Source organism: Aeromonas sp. FDAARGOS 1407 (assembly GCF_019048725.1).
GTDB classification, from domain to species: domain Bacteria; phylum Pseudomonadota; class Gammaproteobacteria; order Enterobacterales; family Aeromonadaceae; genus Aeromonas; species Aeromonas enteropelogenes.
The window spans coordinates 1791385-1815926 of record NZ_CP077399.1 but is presented as its reverse complement, the minus strand read 5'-3'; the positions used below and the strand labels follow the sequence as shown (position 1 = coordinate 1815926).

Sequence of the window (24542 nt, the reverse complement as noted above, 5' to 3'; positions counted from 1 at the left end):
AAATGCAGGAATTTATGGCTACCAGCGAACGCCGGGCCGAGCTTTACTGGTGGTTCTCCACCCTGTTCGCTGCCGAACTCAGTGATGCACAGATCGCTGAATACGACACCTACGACGTGCGCAGCTTCTTGAAGAGCCTCTCAACCCTCGACCCCATGCGCGAGGCAGTGGCCGAACTGAACGATGCCATCGCCCGCCTGCTGGTGCGTCCCGATCGCCAGCTGGAGCTCGCTGCCGACTTCGCCGGCCTGTTTCTGGTCGATCCCAAGCAGGGTGCCCTGCCCTATGAGTCGCTCTACCGCGGTGATGGCAAGCTGTTGATGCAGGCCCCTATGGCCGAGATGCAGGCTCGCCTCGATCGCCTGGGCATCAACATCAGCGAGAAGTACAAGGAGCCCGCCGATCACCTGGCCATCGAGCTGGATCTGATGGGCAACCTCATCATCCGCGCCGCCGAGGCGACCACGGCCGCCCAGCGCGAGGAGTGGCTCAAGGAGCAGGAAGCGCTGCTGCACCATCACCTGCTGGGGTGGTTCGAGCAGTTCGAGAGCGCCTGTCGCGCTGCCGACGAATTCGGCTTCTACGGGGCGAGTGCCCGTCTGCTGGGGGTATTCCTCAAGATGGATGCCAACTACCTGAGCCTGATCAAACCGGCCCAAAGCGCCGGCTAAGCCGATGAAGACAGCCCTGCTCCTGATCGCATGCTGGCTGCTGGCCCTGATCCCGCTGGATCAGGGCATTACTCCCCTCGCCGTGCTGCTGTTCAACCCGGACAGAGAACTCTACGGCACCGCCCAGCTCACCGGCTTTGCCGGCATACTGCTGACGCTCTATCTTGCCAATCTGGGCGTCGAGGTGGTGCTGCGCCGCCGCTTCCAGATAGCGGGCATGCTGGCCCTGCTGGCCTCCTGGATCGATTTCATCAATAGCAGCGGCACCGAGAGCCACTGGTTGCTGCTCTACGCCATGGCGCTGCCTTTCCACCTGATCGGCTGGCTGGTCTTCGTGCGGGGTATTCAGGCCTTCGGCCGCGAGAAGGGGTGACGGCCTACTGGCCGCCGATTTCCAGCTGCCAGCTGTCATCCCGTTCGTTGAGATAGCGGGTCAGAGGAGAGTCGCCCTGATAGCGGGGCGTTTTCTTGAACTGGAGCGGGAATGGTTCATCGACCAGCGACTGGTTCAATGAATCGGCTACCTGTTCACGTACCGATGGCGCCAGTCCAGCCCCCTGTTCCACATAGCCCTGGCCGGCAAAATCCGATTCGAACGCGGGGGCCTCAAACTGCCAGGCCGCGGCCAGCAACATCAATCCAATCATCAAACAAACTCCTCTTTATCGTCTCTCATACGCCTTGTTTTCCGTATTTTTGCCGCATCTTATGCTCGAGGAAAGAGCAAGGCCGCTATTAATGCCTTTATCAGAGGGAGAATCTCTCCGTAGATGCCCTTGCTGCCTGGTCTGAACGAGGTTTTTGCCGCCCTCTGAGAACGATCACCTAACCCCAGCTGACTCCCTACCCGAGAGTTCGTGCCATACTGAAATCCACTTAAGTAACAAATCAGTCAATGCCGAGGTCTTCATGGACGGGAAGCTTTTCAATGCCGATGCCGAGGCACTCCTGACCCAGCTGTCTGATCACACCGTTCTGGAACAGCTGATGGATACGGCGCCGCTGGGCATAGGCGTATTCGATCGCGAATTTCGTTATCGCAAGGTCAACCAGGTTCTGGCCGACATCAACGGCAAGAGCATCGCGGAGCACCAGGGCAAGCTATTACGGGAAGTTGTGCCCCAGCTGGCCCCCACTCTAGAGCCCATGTTTCAGCAGATCATGCGCAGCGGTGTGCCCTATGTGGATATCGCCATCTCGGGTCAGACCGCCGCTCACGGCTGTAGCTACCGACGCTGGCAAGCCACCTACAGCCCGATGCGCAATGAAAGGGGGGAGCTTAACGGGATCCTCGCCATCGTGCGGGACATCACGGAGCAGTACGAAACCGAGCAGCGGCTGCAACTGGCGATGCGCGCAGCCCAGATCGGGGTCTGGGAGTGGCATGTGGCAGAAGACCGTCTGCTGTTTGAGGGGCAGATTGGCTCACTGCTGGGTCCTCGAAACAGCCGCTTCCTCGGGGGGTTGCAGTCGTTCGTTGACTGTTTCGAGCCCGAATCTGGCAACCAGCTCAAGACCGCCCTGCTGGGGGATCAGCCAATCCACCTCACCTTGAGTTACATCAACCACCTCGATGAGCGTCACTGGGTCGACATCCATGCCGATCACGTCCCTGCCACCGAATCCGTCGGGCGCCGTGTGATGGGGGTGATCCACAATGCCACCGCCCGCCGCCGCCAGGAGGAGCGGCTGCACCAGGCCAACGTGGTGTTCGATACCACGGCCGAAGGGATCATCATTCTCGATCACGACCACCGCATCATCTCGGTCAACCCGGCATTCACCATGCTGACCCAGTACGACTCTGACGAGGTGATGGGGCACACTATGGATATGGTCATGCATCCGCAAACTCACGGTGCGCGCGACTATCCCTGGTACCAGTTGCAACCGGGCAACAATACCTGGCATGGCGAGCGACTGTGCCTGCGCAAGGATGGCAGCTACTTCTCCTCCTGGCAGCAGATCAGCGCCGTCTACGACAGTTTCAACAACACCACTCACTTCGTGATAGCCCTCTCCGACATCAGCGCCATCCGCAAGGTCGAGGCCGAGCTCAACCATTTGGCCTACCATGATCCCCTGACTGAGCTTGGCAACCGCCATCTGTTGCAGGAGCGGCTGACCCTTGAGCTGAAGACGGCCAAACTCAACCGAAAGCGACTGGGGCTGTTGTTTATCGACCTGGACGGCTTCAAGCTGATCAACGACAGCCTGGGCCACGGGGTCGGCGATCAGTTGCTCAAGCGCCTGGCAGAGCGGATCCACGGCTGCCTGCAAGCACACGATCTCGCAACACGGCTTGGCGGCGACGAATTTCTGGTGTTAATCCCCTATCTGGATCAGCCCGAAGAGCTGGAGATGCTGGCCAGTACCCTGTTGGATGTGCTGCGTGAGCCTGTAGAACTGGCCCATGAGCAGGTCGCCATCTCCGCCAGTATCGGGATCGCCCTCTACCCGGACCATGCCGATACGCCCGAGAGCCTGATCAGCGCAGCAGACAGCGCCATGTACGAAGCCAAGAGCCTGGGGCGCAACGGCTACCAGTTCTATACCCCCAGCATGGCCGCCCGAGCCCGGGAAAGAATGCAGATGGAGCAAGGGCTGCTCAAGGCGCTGGAGCAAAATCAGCTCTGTATCTTCTACCAACCCATGACCGACCTCACCACTGGCCACCTGAGTGGACTGGAGGCCCTGATACGCTGGCAACACCCCCATGAGGGGATAATCGCTCCGACCCGCTTTATCCCGGTGGCGGAAGAGTGCGGACTGATCGAAAAAATCGGGGAGTGGGTGATGCGCAGCGCCTGCCGCCAAGGACAGAGCTGGCTGGCGGCAGGTCTTGACGTGCCCCGCCTCTCGGTCAATGTATCGGTGCGGGAGATGCGCTCCCCCGGTTATGTGGAACGGGTCGCCGCCATCCTGAAGGAGACCGGATTCCCGCCAGAGCGGCTGGAAATCGAAGTGACCGAGAGCATCATTCAGCGGGTCGATCAGAGCCTTGAGCTCTTCACCCGCCTGAAAAATCTCGGGGTGCAGATCGCCATCGACGACTTTGGCACCGGCTTCTCATCCCTGAGCCTGCTAAAAAGCCTGCCCATCGATCGCATCAAGATAGATCGCGCCTTCGTCCAGGCGCTGCCCGATGACAAGAACAGTCGCGAGCTGTGCCGCACCATCATCAATCTGGCGGACAGCCTGGATATGGAGGTCACGGCGGAAGGGATCGAGACCCAGGCCCAGTATGCCTTCTTGCAGTCGCTCAACTGCGGTGAAGGTCAGGGCTATCTGTTCAGCAAGCCGCTACAGGTGGAGCATATGAGCCACCGGCTGGCTCCGCCCCCCCAATCCTAGATCACACCATTGAAACAGGCCCTCGGTGCAGCAAATGCCGGGGGCCGATTTTTCCTACCCCCTAACTGACAACCGGATAAAAAAACGCCCTCCATGGGCGTTTCGCTGCAAAGACTTTCCCCTCTGTCATCCCCTGTGTACGGGAGCGGAGTACCGCCTATCCAAAAGTCTAATTGCCCCCCCATGCCAAAGGTATAAGTTGTTACTCAATTATTAAAAGGATGTTTTCACAGGAGTGACAGATGAGCGAGAGCAAGGTCTACCCGGTCAAATCCCATATCAGCAACGGCGCCCTGCTGGACAAGGCAGGCTATGAGGCCATGTACCAGGCCTCCGTTGAAAACCCGGACGCCTTCTGGGGCGAGCAGGGCAAAATCCTCGACTGGATGAAGCCCTACACCAAGGTCAAGAACACCTCCTACGACCCGGGCCACGTCTCCATCAAGTGGTTCGAGGATGGTCAGCTCAACGTCTCGGCCAACTGCCTGGACCGCCACCTGCGCGAGCGTGGTGACAAGGTCGCCATCATCTGGGAAGGGGACAACCCGGCCGAGGATCGCAAGCTCACCTATCGCGAGCTGCACGGCGAAGTGTGCAAGTTTGCCAACGTGCTCAAGGCACAAGGGGTGCGCAGGGGTGACGTAGTCTGCCTCTACATGCCCATGGTGCCGGAAGCGGCCATCGCCATGCTGGCTTGTACCCGCATCGGGGCCGTGCACAGCATTGTCTTCGGTGGTTTCTCGCCGGAAGCACTGGCCGGTCGCATCATCGACTCGGGTTCACGCATCATCATCACCGCCGACGAGGGGCTGCGTGGCGGGCGCGCCGTGCCGCTCAAGAAGAATGTGGACGAAGCGCTCACCAACCCGGAAACCCAGGTCAACAAGGTGATCGTGCTCAAACGTACCGGCGGCGATGTCGCCTGGCACAGCCATCGCGATGTGTGGTGGCACGAAGCAACCGCCACCGTCAGCAGCGACTGCCCGCCCGAAGCGATGAACGCCGAAGATCCACTGTTCATCCTCTACACCTCAGGTTCAACCGGCAAGCCCAAGGGCGTGTTGCACACCACTGGCGGCTACCTGGTCTATGCCACCCTCACGTTCAAGTACGTGTTCGATTACCATGAAGAGGACATCTACTGGTGTACCGCCGACGTGGGCTGGGTCACCGGTCACTCCTATCTGGTCTATGGCCCGCTCGCCAACGGTGCCACCACTATCATGTTCGAAGGGGTGCCCAACTACCCGGCCAGCAACCGCATGAGTCAGGTGGTGGACAAGCATCAGGTCACCATCCTCTACACCGCCCCCACCGCCATCCGCGCCCTGATGGCCAAGGGCAACGAGGCAGTCGAGGGTACTTCCCGTACGAGCCTGCGCATCATGGGATCCGTTGGTGAACCCATCAACCCGGAAGCCTGGGAGTGGTACTACCGCACCATAGGCGACGAGCGTTGCCCCATCGTCGACACCTGGTGGCAGACCGAGACCGGCGGCATCCTGATCACTCCGCTTCCCGGCGTCACCGACCTGAAACCCGGCTCCGCCACCCGTCCCTTCTTCGGGGTACAACCGGCGCTGGTCGATAACATGGGCGAACCGCTGGAGGGGGCCACCGAGGGCAACCTGGTGATCACCGACTCCTGGCCGGGCCAGATGCGCACCGTGTTTGGCGATCACGAGCGCTTCGAGCAGACCTACTTCTCCACCTTCCCGGGTCGCTACTTCACCGGCGACGGAGCTCGTCGCGACGCCGACGGCTACTACTGGATCACCGGTCGGGTGGATGATGTACTGAACGTCTCCGGCCACCGCATGGGTACCGCCGAGATCGAATCGGCCCTGGTGGCCCATCCCAAGATTGCCGAGGCGGCCGTGGTCGGCGTGCCCCACGAGATCAAGGGTCAGGGTATCTATGCCTACGTCACCCTGATCGCCGGGGAAGAACCGAGCCGCGAGCTGCACAAAGAGGTCAAGGAGTGGGTACGTAAAGAGATCGGCGCCATCGCCACTCCGGACGTCATCCACTGGGCCGAGGGGCTACCGAAGACCCGCTCCGGCAAGATCATGCGCCGCATCCTTCGCAAGATTGCCACCGGCGAGACCGACAGCCTGGGAGACATCTCCACCCTGGCGGATCCGGGTGTGGTAGACAAGCTGATCCGCGAGAAGTCGGAAGCCGCCTGATCGAGCCCCGTTTTACCGATGAACAAAGCCGACCCTGGGTCGGCTTTGTTGTTTCTGCGGAGCCGGAATCGGCCCCCTGCGCAGATGGTGGACGGGGCACATAAGCGAGCAAAAAATAGGCAGATGTAGAGATTAGACCAGTAAAATGCTGTTAATTTTCACGAAATCAATATAATTGCGAAATCTGTGTGCCAGGGCACACCCATTTGCGCAGAAAATGGCTAGATTTCTGGTAGTCCGCAAGATAGCTGACAGATAGCAGCAATATCATCGAGGATGTACTCAATATGTCGCAAAATCACCGAATCCTTCTGCTTAACGGACCAAACCTGAATCTGCTGGGCAAACGGGAGCCGGGTATCTACGGCAGCAAGACGCTCGATGAGATCGTCGCCGATCTGGCGCACAGCGCCAGTGAACTCGGCGTCAGCCTGGAACACCTGCAATCCAACGCCGAACACGAGCTGGTCGGCCGCATTCATCAGGCCATGGGCCAGGTGGATTTTATCATCATCAACCCGGCCGCCTTCACCCACACCAGTGTCGCCATCCGCGATGCCCTGCTGGGTGTGGCCATCCCCTTTATCGAGGTGCACCTGTCAAATGTTCATGCCAGGGAGCCCTTCCGTCATCACTCCTACCTCTCCGATGTCGCCAAGGGCGTCATCTGCGGGCTGGGAGCCGATGGCTATCAATTCGCTTTAACCGCGGCCGTGCACCACCTGCGCGCGGCTTGATAATCACTTATCTGATAAAGAAGAAAGAGAATGCTAATGGATATCCGCAAAATCAAGAAGCTGATTGAACTGGTTGAAGAGTCCGGCATCGCCGAACTGGAGATCTCCGAAGGTGAAGAATCCGTTCGCATCAGCCGCAACTTCTCCGGTCAGGTGACTGCCGCCCCGCAGATGATCATGCCGCAAGCTGCTCCGGTTGCTGCGCCTGTTGCCGCTGCACCGGCTGCTGCGCCGGCCGCCGCCGATGCCGCCCCGAGCGGTCACCTGATGCGCTCCCCCATGGTTGGCTCCTTCTACCGCTCCTCCAGCCCGGAAGCCAAGCCGTTCGTGGAAGTGGGCCAGCACGTCAATGTCGGCGATACCCTGTGCATCGTCGAAGCCATGAAAATGATGAACCAAATCGAATCTGACAAGGCCGGTGTGATCAAAGCGATCCTGGTTGAAAATGGTCAGGCCGTCGAATTCGACGAGCCGCTGTTCATCATCGAATAAGGGAAATCGCCACCCATGTTGGACAAAGTAGTCATCGCCAACCGCGGTGAAATTGCCCTGCGGATCCTGCGCGCTTGCAAAGAGCTCGGGATCAAGACAGTGGCCGTTCACTCCACCGCCGACCGGGAGCTCAAGCATGTGCTGCTGGCCGACGAATCCATCTGTATCGGCAAGCCGGCCAGTACCGACTCCTACCTCAACGTGCCGGCCATCATCGCCGCCGCCGAGGTAACAGGTGCCGTGGCCATCCACCCGGGTTACGGCTTCCTCTCCGAGAACGCCGATTTTGCCGAAGTGGTCGAAAAGTCCGGCTTCATCTTCATCGGCCCGCGCGCCGAGACCATCCGCCTGATGGGTGACAAGGTCTCCGCCATCGAGGCGATGAAGAAGGCGGGCGTCCCCTGTGTACCGGGCTCCGACGGTCCGGTCGACAACGACGCCAAGCACAACGCCGCCATCGCCAAGCGCATCGGCTATCCGGTGATCATCAAGGCCGCCGGTGGCGGTGGTGGTCGCGGCATGCGCGTGGTGCGCAGCGAAGCCGAGCTGGCTTCCGCCATCGCGCTGACCAAATCCGAAGCGGGCCAGTTCTTCAAGAACGACATGGTCTACATGGAGAAGTACCTGGAGAACCCGCGTCACATCGAGATCCAGGTGCTGGCTGACGGCCAGGGCAACGCCATCTATCTGGGCGAGCGTGACTGCTCCATGCAACGTCGCCACCAGAAAGTGGTGGAAGAGGCTCCGGCACCGGGCATCACTTCCGAGATGCGCAAGTTCATCGGCGAACGCTGCGTGCGCGCCTGTATCGAGATCGGCTACCGCGGTGCGGGTACTTTCGAGTTCCTGTACGAAAACGGCGAGTTCTATTTCATCGAGATGAACACCCGTATCCAGGTTGAGCACCCGGTTACCGAAATGGTCACCGGCGTGGATCTCATCAAGGAGCAGCTGCGCATCGCTGCCGGCCAGCCCCTGTCGATCACCCAGCAGGACATCCGCATCCGTGGCCATGCCATCGAGTGCCGGATCAATGCCGAGGATCCGGCCACCTTCATGCCCTCGCCGGGTCTGGTGCAGCGTTTCCACGCGCCGGGCGGTCTGGGCGTGCGCTGGGACTCCCACATCTATGCGGGCTACAAGGTGCCGCCCCACTACGATTCGATGATCGGCAAGCTGATCTGCTACGGCGAGAATCGTGACATCGCCATCGCCCGCATGCGCCACGCGCTGGACGAGCTGGTGGTCGAGGGGATCAAGACCAACGTACCGCTGCAAAAAGAGATCATGAAGGACGAAAACTTCCAGCACGGTGGGACCAACATCCACTACCTGCACAAGAAGCTGGGTCTGTAAGACTCGCGTCCGCGGATCTTCTGCTGAAAAAGGGCCATGGCGACATGGCCCTTTTTTGTTATCCTTGCGCCCCTCGAAATTGTCGGAGGCCAAGGTGAACCGTTTCGCTCTCGCCCGCCGGGAAGCAGTCTTCTGCCTGCTGCTGACCCTGCTCTACTTCTTTGCCTGGTATGGCACCGCCTACTTTATTCCGCCGCAGCTTGAGCTGTGGGGGCTGCCGCTCTGGTTCCTGCTCAGCTGCATGCTGATGCCGCTGCTGTTCATCCTGCTCTGCACCCTGATGGTGAACCGCTTGTTCGTGGAGATCCCCCTCGATCCCGAGCCGCTCCAGCCCAAGGAGTCTTCCCATGAATCTTGAGTTGATGCTGCCGCTCTTCATCTATCTGGTGCTGGTGCTGGGGGTTGGCTTTTGGGCCAGCCGCCATCGCGCCGCCGGCAACTTCGTTCAGGAGTACTTCATCGGCAACCGCAGCATGGGCGGCCTGGTGCTGGCCATGACGCTGGTAGCCACCTATACGTCGGCCTCGTCCTTTATCGGCGGCCCCGGCGCCGCCTACAAGATTGGTCTTGGCTGGGTCTTGCTGGCGATGATCCAGCTGCCCACCGTCTGGCTCACCCTGGGGGTACTTGGCAAAAAGTTCGCCATCATAGCCCGCCGGGTCAATGCGGTGACCATCAACGACATGCTGTGGGCCCGCTACCAGAGCCGGGCCGTGGTGTTCCTGGGCTCGGTGACCATCATCCTCGCCTTTATCGCCACCATGGTGGTGCAGTTCATCGGCGGGGCCCGCCTGCTGGAGACCGCCACCGGCCTCTCCTACCAGCAGGGGCTGTTCCTGTTTGCCGGCTGCGTGCTGCTCTACACCATCATCGGCGGCTTTCGCGCCGTGGTGATGACCGATGCCCTGCAGGGGATCATCATGCTGATCGGCACCGGTGCCCTGCTGGCGGGGATCCTGATCGCGGGGGATGGTTTGCCCAACCTCATCCACCAGCTCAAGGCGATCGATCCCAAACTGGTAAGCCCGCAGGGGGCCGGCGACATGCTGACCCAGCCCTTCATGCTGAGCTTCTGGATCCTGGTCTGCATCGGGGTCGTGGGGCTGCCCCACTCGGCCCTGCGCTGCTTTGGCTATCGCGACAGCAAGGCGCTTCATCGCGGCATCCTGATCGGCACTGTGGTGAGCGCCCTCTTGATGTTCGGCATGCACCTGGCCGGGGCCCTCGGCCGCGCTATCCTGCCCGGCATGGATAGTCCGGACAAGATCATGCCCTCTCTCATGATGGAGGTGCTGCCCCCCTGGCTGGCCGGGGTCTTCCTGGCGGCGCCCATGGCGGCCATCATGTCGACCATCGACTCCCAGCTGATCCAGGCTTCGGCCACCCTGGTGAAAGATCTCTACCTCAACTATCTCAATCCGAAGCAGGAGAAGCTGGAGGTACGCATTCCTCGCCTCTCCCTGCTCTGCACCCTGATCCTCGGCACTCTGGTGCTGCTGGCGGCGCTGCAGCCCCCCGAGATGATCATCTGGCTCAACCTGCTCGCCTTCGGCGGCCTGCAGGCGGTATTCCTCTGGCCCCTGGTGCTCGGCCTCTACTGGCCGCGGGCCAACGGTCGCGGCGCCCTGGCCAGCATGATCTGCGGCATTCTGTGCTACTGCATCCTGAGCCAGTGGGGGATCAAGCTGGCTGGCCTGCATGCCATCGTGCCCAGCCTGACTCTCGGTTTGTTTGCCTTCGTGGTGGTGAGCCTGCTCAGTGCTCCGCCTTCGCGGGAAGTGCGGGAGTTGTTCGAGTAAAAATTGAGTAAAAAATGAATTAGGGGTTCCGAAACTATCCCCAAATGGGTGTTTTACGGGTAAACTGTGCGCCGAGTCACAAAATAATGGCGTCGTATGCCCGTAAAAGACACCCGACAAGTCGTTACCCAAGCCCTGCAGCGGCTTGGTTATGCCCTGCTGCTGCCCGTCTCCATCTTGCCGGTGGCGGCCCTGGTCTATCGACTCGGGCAACCCGATGCGCTGGACATGGCCGTGCTCTCCCTCACCGGTCAGGCAATCTTCAGCCAGATGCCACTCATCTACGCAGTGGCCATCGCCTTTGGCCTGAGCCGGCAGGGGGAAGGCACCCAGGCGCTGGCCGGGGCGGTCAACTTCCTGCTGCTCAGCACCGCCTTCAACACCCTGGCCCCGAATCTTCATGCAGACATGATCTGCGGCCTGCTGGCGGGACTGACCACCGCCATCATCTATCCCTGGGTCCGTCAGCAACAAACACGGCCTGGCTGGCTTCGCTTCGCCCGGGGTGAATTCCCCAGCCTGCTCTGCTCGGCGCTGGCCTGCCTGCTTATCGCCCTGCCACTGTCACTCTTGTGGCCACCACTGGAACGTGGCCTCACCCTGCTCACCTCCGAGCTGCTCACCACGCCACTCGGGGCCTTCTGTTACGGCACCCTCAACCGGCTGCTGATCCCGCTCGGCCTGCATCAGGTGCTGGGCAGCGTCATCGGCCTTGGCGAAAGCAACCTGCAGGCACTGGCCAGTGCCCAGCCGCTGCACGAAGGGTATGTGGCGGGCCTCTATCCCATCATTATGTTCGGTCTACCGGGTGCCTGTTTCGCCATCTGGCTCCATCGCCAGCGGATGCGGCGGCTGCCGCAGGGTGGCCTGCTGCTCACCCTGGCGCTCACCTCGGCGCTGGTGGGGATCACCGAACCCATCGAGTTTCTGTTTGCCTTCACCGCCCCCTGGCTGTTTCTGGCCCACGCCCTGATGACCGGGCTGTCGCTGGCAGTGTGCAGCAGCCTCGGTATCAAGGTGGGCAGTTACTTCTCCGCCGGCCTGCTGGATCTGGTGCTGAGCTATCAGACGGGCGAACACAGCTTCTGGCTGATCCCGGTCGGCATCCTGTTCTTCGTCGCCTATACCCTGCTGTTTTACCAGTTGCTGGAACGCTCCCCCCTCAGCATGCCGAGCAAACCCATCGCCAGGGAACACTCACGGCTGGCGAGCGTGGCCCCCTCCGATCCCCAGATGTTGGCGATCCAGTACCTCAAGGTGCTGGGAGGCATGGACAACCTGCAGGCCATGAGCGTCTGCCTGACCCGCCTCAGCCTGCGGGTGCGCGACATCGAGTTGGTGGATCAGTCCCGCTTTCTCGAGCTCGGTTGCCTCTCCTGGATCCAGCTCAACGATCATCAACTGGTGCTGGTGCTGGGCCCCAGCGCCAACCTGATAGAGGGGCAGATCCGCATGATGGCCGAACGCCAGTCCGTGCCCATCGGCCTCAAGCCCAATCAGGAGTCGGCCAGCCAGAGCGGCTGGTAGCCTCAGGCAAACGGCAGGCGCTCGGCCACAAAATCCATCAGGCTGCGCAGGGCGGGAGCCAGGTGCTCCCGGCTCGGGTAGATGAGGTAAAACGGATTAGTGGGAATGGGGATCATGGGCAGGATCTTCTGCAATTTCCCGCTGGCCAGCCCGCTCTCGCAAACATGCTGCGGCAACAGGGCGATTCCCCCGTCATGAAGCGCCAGCTCCCGCAGCGCCAGCAGGCTGTTGCTGGCACAAGCCCCCTGCGGTCGCCAGCCCCCCTCCTGCAACGGCCACACCGGAAGAGCGGTGTGAACCAGACAGACATGGTGCGCCAGCTCGGCCAGCCGCTGCGGCATGCCGTGGCGCGCCAGATAACCGGGAGAGGCCACCAGATAACGGGCCACCTCGCCGATGCGCCGGCAGATGAGGCTGGAATCCTTTAGCGGCGCAGCCCGCAGCGCCAGATCGTACCCCTCCCCCACCAGATCCAGCTGCTCGTCACTCAGGGTCAGCTCCAGCACCACCTCGGGATAGAGGGCGCGAAACTCGGCCAGGATAGGGCCAAGCAGCAAGGTGCCGGTCGCCTCGGGCGCAGTGATCCGCACCCGGCCGGCGGGAGCGCTGCGAAGCCGCGCCATCGCCAGATTGGCGCTGCGGGCCAGGGTCAGCAATCCGCGGCAGTGTTCTACATAGATCTCACCCTGAGGGGTCAGGCTGAGCCTGCGGGTGGTGCGCTGAAGCAACCGCACCCCAAGCTGTGACTCAAGCCGCGAGATCTTCTGGCTCACCGAGGACTTTGGCATGCCGAGCAGCTCGGCCGCCCGGGTAAAGCTGCCCTGCTCCACCACGGTGGCAAACAGCCCCATCAATTCCAGTTCGACATTGTTCATATATTCAAACAGTCTTTACCAATTACCCATCTTAATCCGAATAATCAGACAGACTAGAGTGGCTGGCAATCCCCCTCCAACCGATTTGAAAGGAACTGCCATGAAAGCCATCGCCCTGACTCACTACCTGCCAAGCGATCACCCCCACTGCTTCATCGAGGCCAATCTGCCCGCCCCGACGCCGGGCCCACGCGACCTGCTGGTGCGAGTCAACGCCACCTCCGTCAACCCGGTCGACACCAAGGTGCGCGCCCCCAAGGAGAAGGTAGAGAGCAGCCCCCGCGTGCTGGGTTGGGATGCCGTGGGCGACGTCGTTGCCGTCGGCAGCGAGGTGACCTTGTTCAAGGCGGGCGACCGCGTTTGGTATGCCGGTGACATCAGCCGCCCCGGCAGCAACAGCGCTCTGCAACTGGTGGATGAACGCATCGCCGCCCTCGCCCCTACCACTCTGAGCGACGTAGCGGCCGCCGCCCTGCCACTGACCGCCATCACCGCCTGGGAGGCCCTGTTCGAGCGCCTTGGCCTCACTCGCGAGAGCACAGGCCGGCTGCTCATCATCGGCGGTGCTGGCGGAGTGGGTTCCATCGCCATTCAGCTGGCCCGCCAGCTCACCGGCATGGAAGTGATCACTACCGCCTCCCGCCCCGAGACTCGCGACTGGTGCCAGCAGATGGGGGCCCATCAGGTGGTGAATCATCATAGCCTGTCATCGGATCTAGCCGACCTTGGCATCGACCAGGTGGACGCCATCTTCTGTACCAATGCCACCGAGCAGCACTGGCAAGCCATGGCAGATCTCATTCGCCCGTTCGGTCACATCTGTACCATCGCCGAATCGAAAGATCCCTGGGATCTCTCCCTGCTCAAGAGCAAGAGCGCCACCTTCAGCCAGGAGTTCATGTTTACCCGCTCCCTGTTCCAGACCCCGGACATGATCGAGCAGCACAGGCTGCTGCAACAGGTTGCCACCCTGGTGGATCAGGGCGTGCTGAAGAGCACCCTGACCCACACGCTGCCCGAACTGACACCGGCCGCCCTGGCCCGGGCCCATGCCGAGCTGGAAGCCGGCCGCATGATGGGCAAGCTGGTGATCGATATGAGCGGCTTCTAGTCCCTTGGAGGTAAAAAACGCACCAAGCTGGGGTATTTTCACCAACGGCAAGCCCCATCAAGGCACAGGGCCGGTCGGTTGTCCGGCAATCAGGCGCGACATGATTGAAGAGATGACATAAAAAAGGGGCCATTCCGTCGGAATGGCCCTAAATACCTGAACATTGGGGTAACAATCACACACACATCCTTTGCAGGACAGATTGGCTTTTGCAGCTTGTGTGCCAATACGCCGTTTATTGCAGACTTTCCCCTCTCTCCGACTATTCAAAGTCCCATGCCACTCTCACGCCATCGGTTTGAAACAAAAAAAGCCACCCGAAGGTGGCCAAGCAATGACGGAACTTTCCTAGAGCAAAGCATTCAGCGGGAACAGGTTGCTTCCCGTCACCCATTGGGGAATACATTAACCATGCCAACTTGGCAAAGTTGCCTTGCTCCACCACCCCCCATGGGCAAACCACGACAGCAAAGCCCCATGATGGTAGAATCCCGCGGTTTCACATTTATGAAGAGTCGACGCCATGCCCTGGATACAAATTCGAATCAACGCCACTGCCAAGACCGCAGACAAGGTGAGCAACATGCTGCTGGGGCGTGGTGCCCAGGCGGTGACCTTTATGGATGCCAAGGATGTGCCCGTCTATGAACCCATGCCCGGCGAAACCCCGCTGTGGGGCGAGACCGAGGTGATGGGTCTGTTCGACGCCGAAACCGATCCGGCCCCCACCATCGCCTTCTTCCAGCAGATCTTCGGCGAGAACGTCGGCTACAAGGTCGAGCAGCTGGAAGACAAGGACTGGGTACGCGAGTGGATGGATCACTTCCACCCCATGCAGTTTGGCGAGAGGCTGTGGATCTGCCCGAGCTGGCGCGATGTGCCGGACCCCGAGGCGGTCAATGTCATGCTGGATCCGGGTCTGGCGTTCGGTACCGGTACCCACCCCACCACGGCCCTCTGCCTGCAGTGGCTGGACGGGCTGGATCTGGCCGGCAAAACCGTGGTCGATTTCGGTTGTGGCTCCGGCATTCTCGGCATCGCCGCCCTGAAACTCGGCGCCGCCCGGGTGATCGGCATCGACATCGATCCGCAGGCCATCCAGGCCAGCCGTGACAACGCGATGCGCAACGGCGTCGCCGACCAGATCGAGCTCTATCTGCCCGCCGAGCAACCGGAAGGGCTGCTGGCCGACGTGGTGGTCGCCAACATCCTGGCCGGCCCGCTACGTGAGCTGGCGCCGCTGATCGCCGGTCTGGGCAAGCCGGGCAGCCTGATGGCCCTCTCCGGCGTGCTGGAGAGCCAGGCCCCCGAGCTGGAGACTATCTACGGTCAGTGGTTCGAGATGGATCCGACCGCAGTGAAAGAGGAGTGGTGCCGCCTATCCGGCCGCAAACACGGCTGATAGCGAAAAGGCAGCATGACGACGACAAGGGCACCTTCGGGTGCCCTTGTTCTATTTGCTCGCCTGCTCGCCCCCGTTTATCCACTCGCAATGCTGCTTCACACACCAGGACCAGGGAAAAACTTCATCGCGCAGATGGCGTGGAGAGTGGCGGATATCAGGCCATGAGAATTGCCAGAACACGGCTGAAAACACCATAAAAATAAAGCCCAATGTCACGAGGACGTTGGGCTGTTTAAAAAGGTGCTACGGAATTGCGACTCTCATCGCAGAAAAATTAGAAGGGATGCCCTTCTAAACTGGCAGGGGGATATTAATGGATGCGCAAACGTTTTACATAGCTAAATACTCCAGGATTGAGAGGCGTATCTCACTATTTAAAAAATTCCCTGCTACGACCCGTCATCCCGCTCTGCCCCCATTTATTTTGAGCTGCCACTCTGGTTACTATCCGGGGTTTGCCAAAAAAAAAGCCCTGATGGATCAGAGCTTTGTCCGAGACTATCGAAGCAGAGTCAGCGACTCAGAAACGACGGACATACTCGCCGAGGGGTAATTCGCGCAGCTTGCGCGCCTCCAGCATGGGAGTGCCGAGATAGAGGAAGCCCACCAGCTGATCCTCTGCCCCCAGCCCCAATCCCTGGTTGATCTGCTCATCGAAGATGAACCAGCCGGAGCGCCAAATGCCGTTGAATCCCTGCGCCTGAGCTGCCATCTGCATCGCCATCAGGGCGCAACCGGCGGAGAGCTCCTGCTCCAGTTTCGGTACCTTGGGGTGTTCCTGATAACGGGTCGCGACGGCAACCACCAGCGGGGCCCGCAGCGGCGCCTCCTGACACTTCCTGATGCTCTCTTCATCTTCACCCCGGCGGCGGGCAGCCTCTCCCAGCAGGGTACCGAGCCGCTCGCGCCCTTCCCCTTCAAACAGGATGAACTGCCAGGGGGTCAGGGTACCGTGATCCGGCGCCCGCAGCCCGGCCTTGAGAATATTGTCGAGCACCTCGCCAGCGGGAGCCGGCTCGGCCAGACGGCCACAGGAGTGACGATTAAGTAACAGGTGGAGGGCATCCATGGGCAGTTCCTTGTCTGGGGCTATGATGGCGCTACCTTAGCACAGCGCCGAATGAAGAAAACCCCTGAGGCTCAGGGGTTTATGACATGACCAAAGTGCCTGGTACCTAGATGACGGCAGCCAGCTCCGCCCCCTGACGGATCGCCCGCTTGGCGTCGAGCTCCGCCGCCACATCGGCGCCGCCTATGATGTGCACCGGTTTGCCGGCAGCCTGCAGGCCAACTTGCAGCTCCTTGAGCGGCTCCTGCCCGGCACAGATGATCACCTGATCCACCGGCAGGCACTGCTGCTTGTCGCCCACCTGGATATGGAGACCCTCGTCGTCGATACGCAGGTACTGCACCCCGGAGAGCATCTGCACCTTGCGGTTCTTCAAGACGGTACGGTGGATCCAGCCGGTGGTCTTGCCAAGGCCGTCACCCACCTTGCTCTCCTTGCGCTGGAGCAGCCAGATCTGGCGCTCGGGGGCGTCGACTTCCGGGGTCGTCAAGCCACCGCGCTCGGCAAGCTGCTTGTCGATGCCCCACTCCTTGAGCCAGTGGTCACGACGAAGATCCCCGTCCCCGTGGGATGACTGCGCCACCCTTTTCTCCACCAGGTATTCGGCCACATCGAAGCCGATGCCGCCGGCACCGATCACCGCCACCTTCTCGCCCACCGGCTTGTGATCGCGCAGCACGTCCAGGTAGCTCAACACCTTGGGATGCTCGATGCCAGGAATATTGGGGGTACGCGGGCGAATGCCGGTGGCGAGGATCACCTCGTCAAAGCCGCCGCCCAAGAGGCTCTCGGCGCTCTGGCGCTGGCCGAGATAAAGCTCGACGCCGCACTTCTCCAGCCGTTTGGCAAAATAACGCAGGGTCTCGTGAAACTCCTCCTTGCCCGGGATCTGCTTGGCGAAGTTGAACTGGCCGCCTATCTCGCTCGCCTGATCGAACAGGCTCACCTGATGGCCGCGCTCGGCGGCGTAGCAGGCAAACGCGAGTCCGGCCGGACCGGCCCCCACCACCGCCAGCTTCTTGGGTTGGGGCACCCGGCCGAAGGTGAGCTCGGTCTCGAAACAGGCGCGCGGATTGACCAGGCAGGAGGCGCGCTTCTGCTTGAAGATGTGGTCCAGGCAGGCCTGGTTGCAGGCGATGCAGGTGTTGATCTCGTCTGCTCTGTCTTCGGCGGCCTTGATCACGAACTCGGGGTCGGCCAGGAAGGGGCGCGCCATGGAGACCATATCCGCGTCCCCCTGCGCAAGGATGCGTTCGGCCACCTCGGGGGTGTTGATGCGGTTGGTGGTGATAAGCGGCACCTTGAGGTGTTTTTTCAGCTCCGCCGTCACCCAGCTGAAGGCGCCGCGCGGCACGCTGGTAGCAATGGTGGGCACCCGCGCCTCGTGCCAGCCGATGCCGGTGTTGATAAGGGTCACCCCCACCTGCTCCAGCGCCTGACCGAGGGCTATAACCTCTTCCAGGGTCGAGCCCTGCTCCACCAGATCCAGCATGGAGAGACGGAAGATAATGATGAAATCCGGGCCGACCAGCTCGCGGATGGCACGCACTATCTCCACCGGGAAACGCATCCGGTTTTCGCTGCTGCCGCCCCAGCCATCGGTACGCTTGTTGGTGCGCTCGCAAATGAACTGGTTGATGAGATAGCCTTCCGACCCCATCACCTCGACCCCGTCATAACCTGCCGCCCTGGCGAGCGCGGCGGTGGCGGCGAAGTCGCGGATGGTGCCGCGGATCTGCCGCTCGCTCATGGCGCGCGGCTTGAACGGGGAGATGGGAGCCTTGAGGGCACTCGGTGCCAGGCTGAAGGGGTGATAGGCGTAACGGCCGGCATGGAGGATCTGCAGCGCTATCTTGCCCCCCTCCTGATGGACCGCCCGGGTCACCTTCTTGTGTTTGGCAACCTGCCAGGGAAAGCTCAGCTGGGAACCGTGAGGCACCAGGCGCCCACGCAGGTTGGGGGCGATACCGCCGGTCACGATGAGGCCGACCCCGCCACGGGCGCGTTCGCCATAGAAGGCGGCCAGCTTGTCAAAGCCCCCTTTCTCCTCTTCGAGGCCGGTGTGCATCGAACCCATCAATACCCTGTTGCGCAATTGGGTAAAGCCGAGATCGAGCGGGGTCAGCAGGGTTGGATAACGACTCACAGGGCCTCCAGTTAATTTTTTGTTATCAATGTGGAGCTAGAGTAAAGAATCGAAAATTCTTTTTCAAACAAATGTTTGGACAATTTTTCAGCGCACAGCCGTGTCCTGAATCCCGGGCGCCGGATCCACCAGCCGGAAATGGCAATTTCGCCCCCAACTGGTTAATAATGGCCCCTCCTCCCCCATTAACAGGGCGATAACGCGACTATGTCTATTTTCAAAGGCCTGGGCTGGTTATTCCGCAGCTTGTGGCGCCTGCTCAACTTCACCCGCCTGATGCTGGTCAATCTGCTGTTTCTGCTGGTCGTGCTGGTCATCGTCGTCAGCTTCGGCCAGAAAGAGGCCCCGGTGGCCCCCATCGAAGGGGCGCTCACTCTCAACCTCAACGGCGTGCTGGTCGAGCAGCGTTCCCAGACAGACCCCACAGTGCAGCTGCTGCGCCAGATGGACAGCAGCGACGAGCAGCCGAGCGAGATCGTGCTCTCCGATCTGCTGTGGGCCATTCACAACGCCAAGGATGACGATCGCATCAAGGCGCTGGTGATCAAGCCACAGGGACTGCAGGGCGCCAGCTTCTCCAAATTGCAGGAGGTGGCAAGCGCCATTGATGCCTTCAAGGAGAGCGGCAAACCGGTCATCGCCATGGCCGACTTCTATACCCAGGGGCAATACCTGCTGGCGGCTCACGCCGACCACGTGCTGCTCAACCAGAGCGGCGCCGTGGTGATCGAGGGCCTGGGCGTCTACCAGACCTACTTCAAGTCGGCGCTGGAGAAACTCAACATCACCCCCCATGTGTTCAAGGTCGGTACCTACAAATCCTTCGTCGAACCCTACACCCGGGATGACATGTCCCCCGAGAGCAAAGAGGCGAACCAACGCTGGCTGGATCAGCTGTGGCAATCCTATGTTGCCGATGTGGCCAACCAGCGGGAGATAGATCCGGAGATCGTGGCACCGGGCAAGGAGCGCTTCCTCGAACTGCTGCGCAAGGCCGGTGGCAATGCCGCCAACTACGCCCTCGACAACGGCCTGGTGGATCAGCTCGCCACCCGTGACGAGATGACCCAGGCGGTGATCAAGGAGGTGGGAGAAGATGAGGATCACGGCTGGAAAGGGGTCGGCCTCAAGGAGTATCTGGCCGCCATTCCCGAGCAATATCCCCAGAGCGGCAAGGACGAAGTGGGCCTCATCGTCGCCAGCGGCGCCATCATGGACGGCATGCAACCCGCCGGCACCATAGGCGGAGACAGCCTCTCCGAGCTGCTGGCCGATGCCCGTCGCGATGGCAAGGTAAAAGCCGTGGTATTGCGGGTCGACAGCCCCGGTGGCAGCGCCTTCGCCGCCGAGCAGATCCGCGCCGAATTGCTGGCCCTGAAACAGGCCGGCAAGCCGGTCGTGATCTCCATGGGCAGCTACGCCGCCTCCGGTGGCTACTGGATCTCCGCCGATGCGGACAAGATCTTCGCCTCCCCCACCACCCTCACCGGCTCCATCGGGGTGTTCGGCATGTTCGCCACCATCGACAAGGCACTCTCCCAATACGGGGTGCATACCGATGGCGTCGGCACCACGGATTACGTCGGCGTCGGTCTGACCCGAGCCCTGCCCGAGCACGTCAGCCAGGCCATCCAGCTGAGTGTGGAGGATACCTATCAGCGCTTCGTCGATCTGGTGGGCAAGGGCCGCGGTCTGAGCCCGGAAGAGGCGGAAAAAGCCGCCGAAGGGCGAGTCTGGACCGGTGAGGATGCCAAGGCACTGGGTCTGGTGGATGAGTTCGGCAACCTCAACGATGCCCTCAAGGCCGCCGCCGACCTCGCCAATCTCAAGGAGTGGCAGGTAAGCCCCATCGAGCAGGAAGAGTCAGCCAGGGACAAGTTCCTGCGCCAGCTGTTCGACAGCAGTGCCCAGGCGCTGGCACCGTACCTGCAAAGCTGGCTGCCAGCCGGATTTGGCAAGGCCATGGTGGAGGTGAAGCGCAACCTGGATCCCCTCACGCGCTTCAACGATCCGCAGGGCACCTACGCCTTCTGCCCGGTCTGCGTGCAGTAACCCCAATTGATGGCGCTCAGACGCCAGCCATAAAAAACGGCGACCATCTGGTCGCCGTTTTCATTAGCCTGCCCGGGCCTTCTTGAAAGGCACAGACCTCATCAGGGATTGAGGCGGGTCGGCATGCCGCTGCGCTGCTCCAGCACCTGCTTGACCACATTGGAGTCAGAGTCGGCGTGGGCGATGAAGCGGGTAGTGGCCTGGGTCATGGGCAGCGGCACGGCGGCGGTGGAGTTGAACTCCTCCTCGGTGCGCGACAGCGGCTCGTGCACTTCCATGTAGCGACCGCCATCCGGCTCGACCGTGGTCTTGACCGGCTGGTTGACGAACTGAACGCGGGTGCCGACCGGCACGTGGTCGAACAGGTATTTGATGTCGTCGGCGCGCAGACGGACGCAGCCGCTGCTCACCCGCAGACCGATGCCAAAGGTGGCATTGGTGCCGTGGATGGCATAGAGGTTGCCGATATAGAGGGCGTGCAAACCCATGGGGTTGTCAGGACCGGCCGGCCAGACCGCAGGCAGGGTCTTGCCCTGGGCGGCGTAGCGGCGACGGATGTTCTCGGTCGGGGTCCAGGTCGGGTTGGCGCGCTTGCGCTCCACCTTGGTGATCCAGTTCTCCGGGGTGTTTACCCCCAGCTGGCCGATGCCGATGGGCAGCACCTGCACCACGTTCTTGCCTTTCGGGTAGTAATAGAGGCGCATCTCGGCCACGTTGATGACGATCCCTTCGCGGGGTGCATTGGGCAGGATCAGCTGATGGGGAATGATCAGGGTGCTGCCTGCCTTGGGCAGGTAGGGATCGACCCCGGGGTTGGCTTCCATGATGTTGGTCAGACCCAACTGGAAGTCAGAGGCGATCTGCTCCAGCGGACGGTTGTCCGCGGGCACCACATATTCCTGGTTCTCGCCGATCAGACGGCTGTTGGCCGCAGGCAGACGGTACTCGACGGCGGCGGCCTGTTGGCTGACCAGTGCGAGTGTGCATAAAAGGGCCGAAGCGGCAGTGCGAAGGGGATTCATAAAATTCCTGTATGGTTTCCTGTACCAATGGGCCGACGGCCCTGTCATCCTCGGTTTGCCGGTGGCGGGTCAACCTGCACCACAGGCCAATAACCGAGCGCGCATTCTTTCCTGTGTCGGCCAAAATTTCAACTTCGATATGTTGCTTTTATTACTAAAAGTGCTTATCGGCAATCCAGTCATTGTCGACATCATCAACATGACTTTAATAAGGTTCAGATGATCAATTGATGAACAGACTCGAAACGGGGGGTAGCCCATATCTGGCGGCTAGGTCTACCGAGCCTCCCACCTAACAAACAGAGGGAACGTCTTTCAGGACCAGACAATACCAAATCCAGATGACTGGCCTTTGGACGATTATTTTATTGATCTGGCATGAATTTATATTTACCAATGATCACTGGTGGGCAAGATTGAACCGAGCAGGCCCACAAAGACAGGCCTGTCACCGGATGTGACTAGCCACAAAAAAGAACAACAAGGACGAGGTTCCATCATGCTGTCGTACTTTCTACGTCGGATGCTTTTGATCATCCCGACGTTCCTCGGTATCACTCTGCTCGTCTTCACCATCACCCGTTTCGTGCCAGGCGGCCCGGTCGAACGCATGTTGCTGCAGGCACAGGTGTCGCAGAACGAGAGCGGTCGCTCCAGTGGCAGCAAGGGGGCCCAGGCGCTCTCTGACGAACAGATCGAGGAGCTCAAAGCGTTCTACGGGCTCGACAAGCCCATGCTGGTTGCCTACTGGGAGTGGCTGCAGAAGCTGGCGGTGCTGGATCTGGGGGAGTCGACCCGTTACTACGAGCCGGTGTGGGATCTCATCAAGGAGCGACTACCGGTCACCGCCTTCTTCGGGCTGGCGACCTTCTTGCTGAGCTACGCCGTCTCCATCCCGCTCGGGGTGGCCAAGGCGCTCAGGCACAACAGTCGCTTCGATTCGTTAAGTTCCATGCTCATCTACATGGCCTATGCGCTACCTGCCTAAGTGGTGGGGATCTTTCTCATCACCGTCTTCGCCTTCCATCTTGAGTGGCTGCCCATGGGGGGCTTCCCGGGGGACGATTTTGAATACATGGAGAGCAGTTGGGATCAGATCCGCACCGTCTTCGCCCACGCCCTGCTGCCGCTCATCGCCTACGCCATCGGGGATTTCGCCATCCTCACCATGACCATGAAGAACAGCCTGATGGAGAACCTGTCGGCGGATTACGTACGCACCGCCGTGGCCAAGGGGCTGCCGTTTCGCAAGGCGGTCACCGATCACGCCATGCGCAACAGCCTGATCCCCATCGCCAGTCACTTAGGGTCAGTGCTCACCGTCTTTTTCGGGGGCTCCTTCCTCATCGAGACCATCTTCAACATCGACGGCATCGGCCTGCTCGGTTACGAGGCGATCGTCGAGCGGGATTACCCTACCGTCATGGGTATTCTGGCCATCACCTCCATGCTGATGCTGGTGGGCAACATTGTCTCCGACATTTGTGTCGCTCTGGTCGATCCCCGCGTGCGGTTTGGAGAGTAATCATGAGCCAGAACTCTGTTGCCATGCCGATGCTGATGTCAGCCCATATCGTCTCCGACATTTGTGTCGCCCTGGTCGATCCCCGCGTGCGGTTTGGAGAGTGAGCATGAACCCTGTCACCTTAAAAAAACTCAAGCGTTTCAAATCGATAAAACGCGGCTACTACTCCTTTATCATCTTCACCACCCTGGTGGTGCTCTCCCTGCTGGCGGAGCTCTTGGTCAGCAGCCGGGCGCTGATGGTGAGCTATCAGGGCCAGCTTTACTTCCCCACCTATGGCGACGTGATCCCGGGTCAGCACTTCGGGCTCGATTACGAGTACGAAACCAACTACCGCCAGTTGCAGACCAAGTTCGTGCAGGAAGGAAAAGGGGACTGGGTGCTGCTGCCGCTGGTGCCCTGGAATCCTTACGAACAGGACTTCAAGGAGGATGCCTACCCGCCCTATGCCCCGAGCACGGCCGATCGTCACTTCCTCGGCACCGACACCAGCGGCCGCGACGTGCTGGCACGGCTGGTCTACGGCTTTCGCATCGCCATCGGCTTTGCCTTCATCGCCCTGGTGGCCAGCTACGCCATCGGGGTCACCCTCGGCTGCATGATGGGCTTTCTCGGCGGGCGGTTTGATCTTGTGCTGCAACGCTTTATCGAGATCTGGTCCCAGGTGCCCTTCCTCTACGTCATCATGATCCTGGTGTCGCTGACCAAGCCCAATTTCGGTCTGTTCGTGGCCATCAACGTGCTGTTCGGCTGGATGGGCATCACCTGGTACATGCGCACCCTCACCTACAAGGAGCGGGCGCGGGACTATGTGATGGCGGCGCGGGCCCAGGGGGCGAGCACGGGGCGGATCATCTTCCACCACATCCTGCCCAATACCCTGATGATGATCGTCACCCTGGCGCCCTTTGCCGTGGTGGGCAACATCTCCACTCTGACGGCGCTGGACTATCTGGGCTTTGGCCTGGCACCACCGACCCCAAGCTGGGGCGAGCTGCTCTCCCAGGGGATCAACAACCTGGACGCTATCTGGATCGTGAGCTCGGTGGTGGCGGCGGTGAGCCTGGTGCTGATCATGGTCTCCTTTATCGGCGAGGCCATTCGCGAGGCGTTTGATCCGCGCAAATTTACCCGTTATCAGTGACAGGACGAGCCGCCACGATGGGCGGCCACGGGTCACATGGATTAACCCGTTATCAATCAAGCCCCCGC

The 24542-nt window shown here is 60.9% G+C and carries 19 protein-coding genes and 1 pseudogene; 15 read left to right on the top strand and 5 right to left on the bottom strand.

Annotation, left to right across the window (positions count from 1 at the left end):
• The first annotated feature begins 2 nt into the window (after positions 1 to 2).
• Together torD and I6L37_RS08770 are read left to right on the top strand one after the other, a co-directional pair.
• Positions 3 to 671, top strand: coding sequence for a molecular chaperone TorD (gene torD, locus I6L37_RS08775; RefSeq protein ID WP_042028135.1), 669 nt, complete (start codon positions 3 to 5; stop codon positions 669 to 671).
• 4 nt (positions 672 to 675) lie between these two features.
• Positions 676 to 1044: a hypothetical protein gene (locus I6L37_RS08770; protein WP_124239054.1), complete on the top strand. Its 369-nt coding sequence runs from the start codon at positions 676 to 678 to the stop codon at positions 1042 to 1044.
• 4 nt (positions 1045 to 1048) lie between these two features.
• Here the strand turns inward: I6L37_RS08770 and I6L37_RS08765 are convergent, their stop codons facing one another.
• The gene (locus I6L37_RS08765; protein WP_042028137.1) at positions 1049 to 1318 is read right to left on the bottom strand and encodes a hypothetical protein; all 270 of its coding nucleotides are present in this window, start codon (positions 1316 to 1318) and stop codon (positions 1049 to 1051) included.
• Positions 1319 to 1580: 262 nt separating this feature from the next.
• Between I6L37_RS08765 and I6L37_RS08760 the strand changes: the two genes are divergently transcribed.
• The 8 genes from I6L37_RS08760 (at position 1581) to I6L37_RS08725 (ending at position 12125) form a co-directional block, all read left to right on the top strand.
• Entirely contained in the window at positions 1581 to 4025 is a 2445-nt protein-coding gene (locus I6L37_RS08760; protein ID WP_216993799.1) for a GGDEF and EAL domain-containing protein, read from the top strand.
• A 242-nt stretch (positions 4026 to 4267) separates the two neighbouring features.
• The gene (acs, locus tag I6L37_RS08755) at positions 4268 to 6214 is read left to right on the top strand and encodes an acetate--CoA ligase (protein WP_216993798.1); all 1947 of its coding nucleotides are present in this window, start codon (positions 4268 to 4270) and stop codon (positions 6212 to 6214) included.
• Positions 6215 to 6501: 287 nt separating this feature from the next.
• A complete protein-coding gene (gene aroQ / locus I6L37_RS08750) occupies positions 6502 to 6951 on the top strand; it encodes a type II 3-dehydroquinate dehydratase (protein WP_026457432.1) in 450 nt (149 codons plus the stop codon).
• A 36-nt stretch (positions 6952 to 6987) separates the two neighbouring features.
• Positions 6988 to 7443: an acetyl-CoA carboxylase biotin carboxyl carrier protein gene (gene accB / locus I6L37_RS08745; protein WP_026457431.1), complete on the top strand. Its 456-nt coding sequence runs from the start codon at positions 6988 to 6990 to the stop codon at positions 7441 to 7443.
• Positions 7444 to 7458: 15 nt separating this feature from the next.
• Positions 7459 to 8799 carry an acetyl-CoA carboxylase biotin carboxylase subunit gene (accC, locus tag I6L37_RS08740; RefSeq protein ID WP_042073312.1) on the top strand — a complete coding sequence of 447 codons (1341 nt, stop codon included), beginning with the start codon at positions 7459 to 7461 and terminating at the stop codon, positions 8797 to 8799.
• 94 nt (positions 8800 to 8893) lie between these two features.
• The gene (locus I6L37_RS08735; RefSeq protein WP_042073384.1) at positions 8894 to 9157 is read left to right on the top strand and encodes a YhdT family protein; all 264 of its coding nucleotides are present in this window, start codon (positions 8894 to 8896) and stop codon (positions 9155 to 9157) included.
• On the top strand, positions 9147 to 10598 hold the full coding sequence (panF, locus tag I6L37_RS08730) for a sodium/pantothenate symporter (RefSeq protein ID WP_042073314.1): 1452 nt from the start codon (positions 9147 to 9149) through the stop codon (positions 10596 to 10598). Before I6L37_RS08735 ends, panF begins: the two co-directional genes overlap by 11 nt.
• A 96-nt stretch (positions 10599 to 10694) precedes the next feature.
• Complete coding sequence (locus tag I6L37_RS08725; protein ID WP_042028143.1) at positions 10695 to 12125, top strand: PTS transporter subunit EIIC; 1431 nt, start codon at positions 10695 to 10697, stop codon at positions 12123 to 12125.
• A 2-nt stretch (positions 12126 to 12127) separates the two neighbouring features.
• On the opposite strand, the gene I6L37_RS08720 is transcribed toward I6L37_RS08725, so the two are convergent.
• Positions 12128 to 13000, bottom strand: a complete 873-nt coding sequence (locus tag I6L37_RS08720) for a LysR family transcriptional regulator (RefSeq protein ID WP_042073315.1) — start codon at positions 12998 to 13000, stop codon at positions 12128 to 12130.
• 100 nt (positions 13001 to 13100) lie between these two features.
• On the opposite strand from I6L37_RS08720, the gene I6L37_RS08715 reads away from it, so the two are divergent.
• Complete coding sequence (locus tag I6L37_RS08715; protein WP_042073317.1) at positions 13101 to 14111, top strand: zinc-binding alcohol dehydrogenase family protein; 1011 nt, start codon at positions 13101 to 13103, stop codon at positions 14109 to 14111.
• Positions 14112 to 14634: 523 nt separating this feature from the next.
• Positions 14635 to 15513, top strand: a complete 879-nt coding sequence (gene prmA / locus I6L37_RS08710) for a 50S ribosomal protein L11 methyltransferase (RefSeq protein ID WP_042028149.1) — start codon at positions 14635 to 14637, stop codon at positions 15511 to 15513.
• Between the two features lie 523 nt (positions 15514 to 16036).
• Here prmA and I6L37_RS08705 read toward each other — a convergent pair.
• Together I6L37_RS08705 and I6L37_RS08700 are read right to left on the bottom strand one after the other, a co-directional pair.
• Positions 16037 to 16585, bottom strand: coding sequence for an NAD(P)H nitroreductase (locus I6L37_RS08705; protein ID WP_216993797.1), 549 nt, complete (start codon positions 16583 to 16585; stop codon positions 16037 to 16039).
• 106 nt (positions 16586 to 16691) lie between these two features.
• The gene (locus tag I6L37_RS08700; protein ID WP_216993796.1) at positions 16692 to 18731 is read right to left on the bottom strand and encodes an FAD-dependent oxidoreductase; all 2040 of its coding nucleotides are present in this window, start codon (positions 18729 to 18731) and stop codon (positions 16692 to 16694) included.
• 207 nt (positions 18732 to 18938) lie between these two features.
• Here I6L37_RS08700 and sppA point away from each other — a divergent pair, with 207 nt between their 5' ends.
• On the top strand, positions 18939 to 20783 hold the full coding sequence (gene sppA / locus I6L37_RS08695) for a signal peptide peptidase SppA (protein WP_216993795.1): 1845 nt from the start codon (positions 18939 to 18941) through the stop codon (positions 20781 to 20783).
• A 101-nt stretch (positions 20784 to 20884) separates the two neighbouring features.
• Here the strand turns inward: sppA and I6L37_RS08690 are convergent, their stop codons facing one another.
• The gene (locus tag I6L37_RS08690) at positions 20885 to 21805 is read right to left on the bottom strand and encodes a L,D-transpeptidase family protein (protein ID WP_042073323.1); all 921 of its coding nucleotides are present in this window, start codon (positions 21803 to 21805) and stop codon (positions 20885 to 20887) included.
• Positions 21806 to 22304: 499 nt separating this feature from the next.
• Here I6L37_RS08690 and I6L37_RS22220 point away from each other — a divergent pair.
• Positions 22305 to 23330, top strand: a pseudogene (locus tag I6L37_RS22220) (ABC transporter permease subunit).
• A gap of 100 nt (positions 23331 to 23430) precedes the next feature.
• Entirely contained in the window at positions 23431 to 24474 is a 1044-nt protein-coding gene (locus I6L37_RS08680) for an ABC transporter permease (RefSeq protein ID WP_216993794.1), read from the top strand.
• The last annotated feature ends 68 nt before the right edge of the window (positions 24475 to 24542 follow it).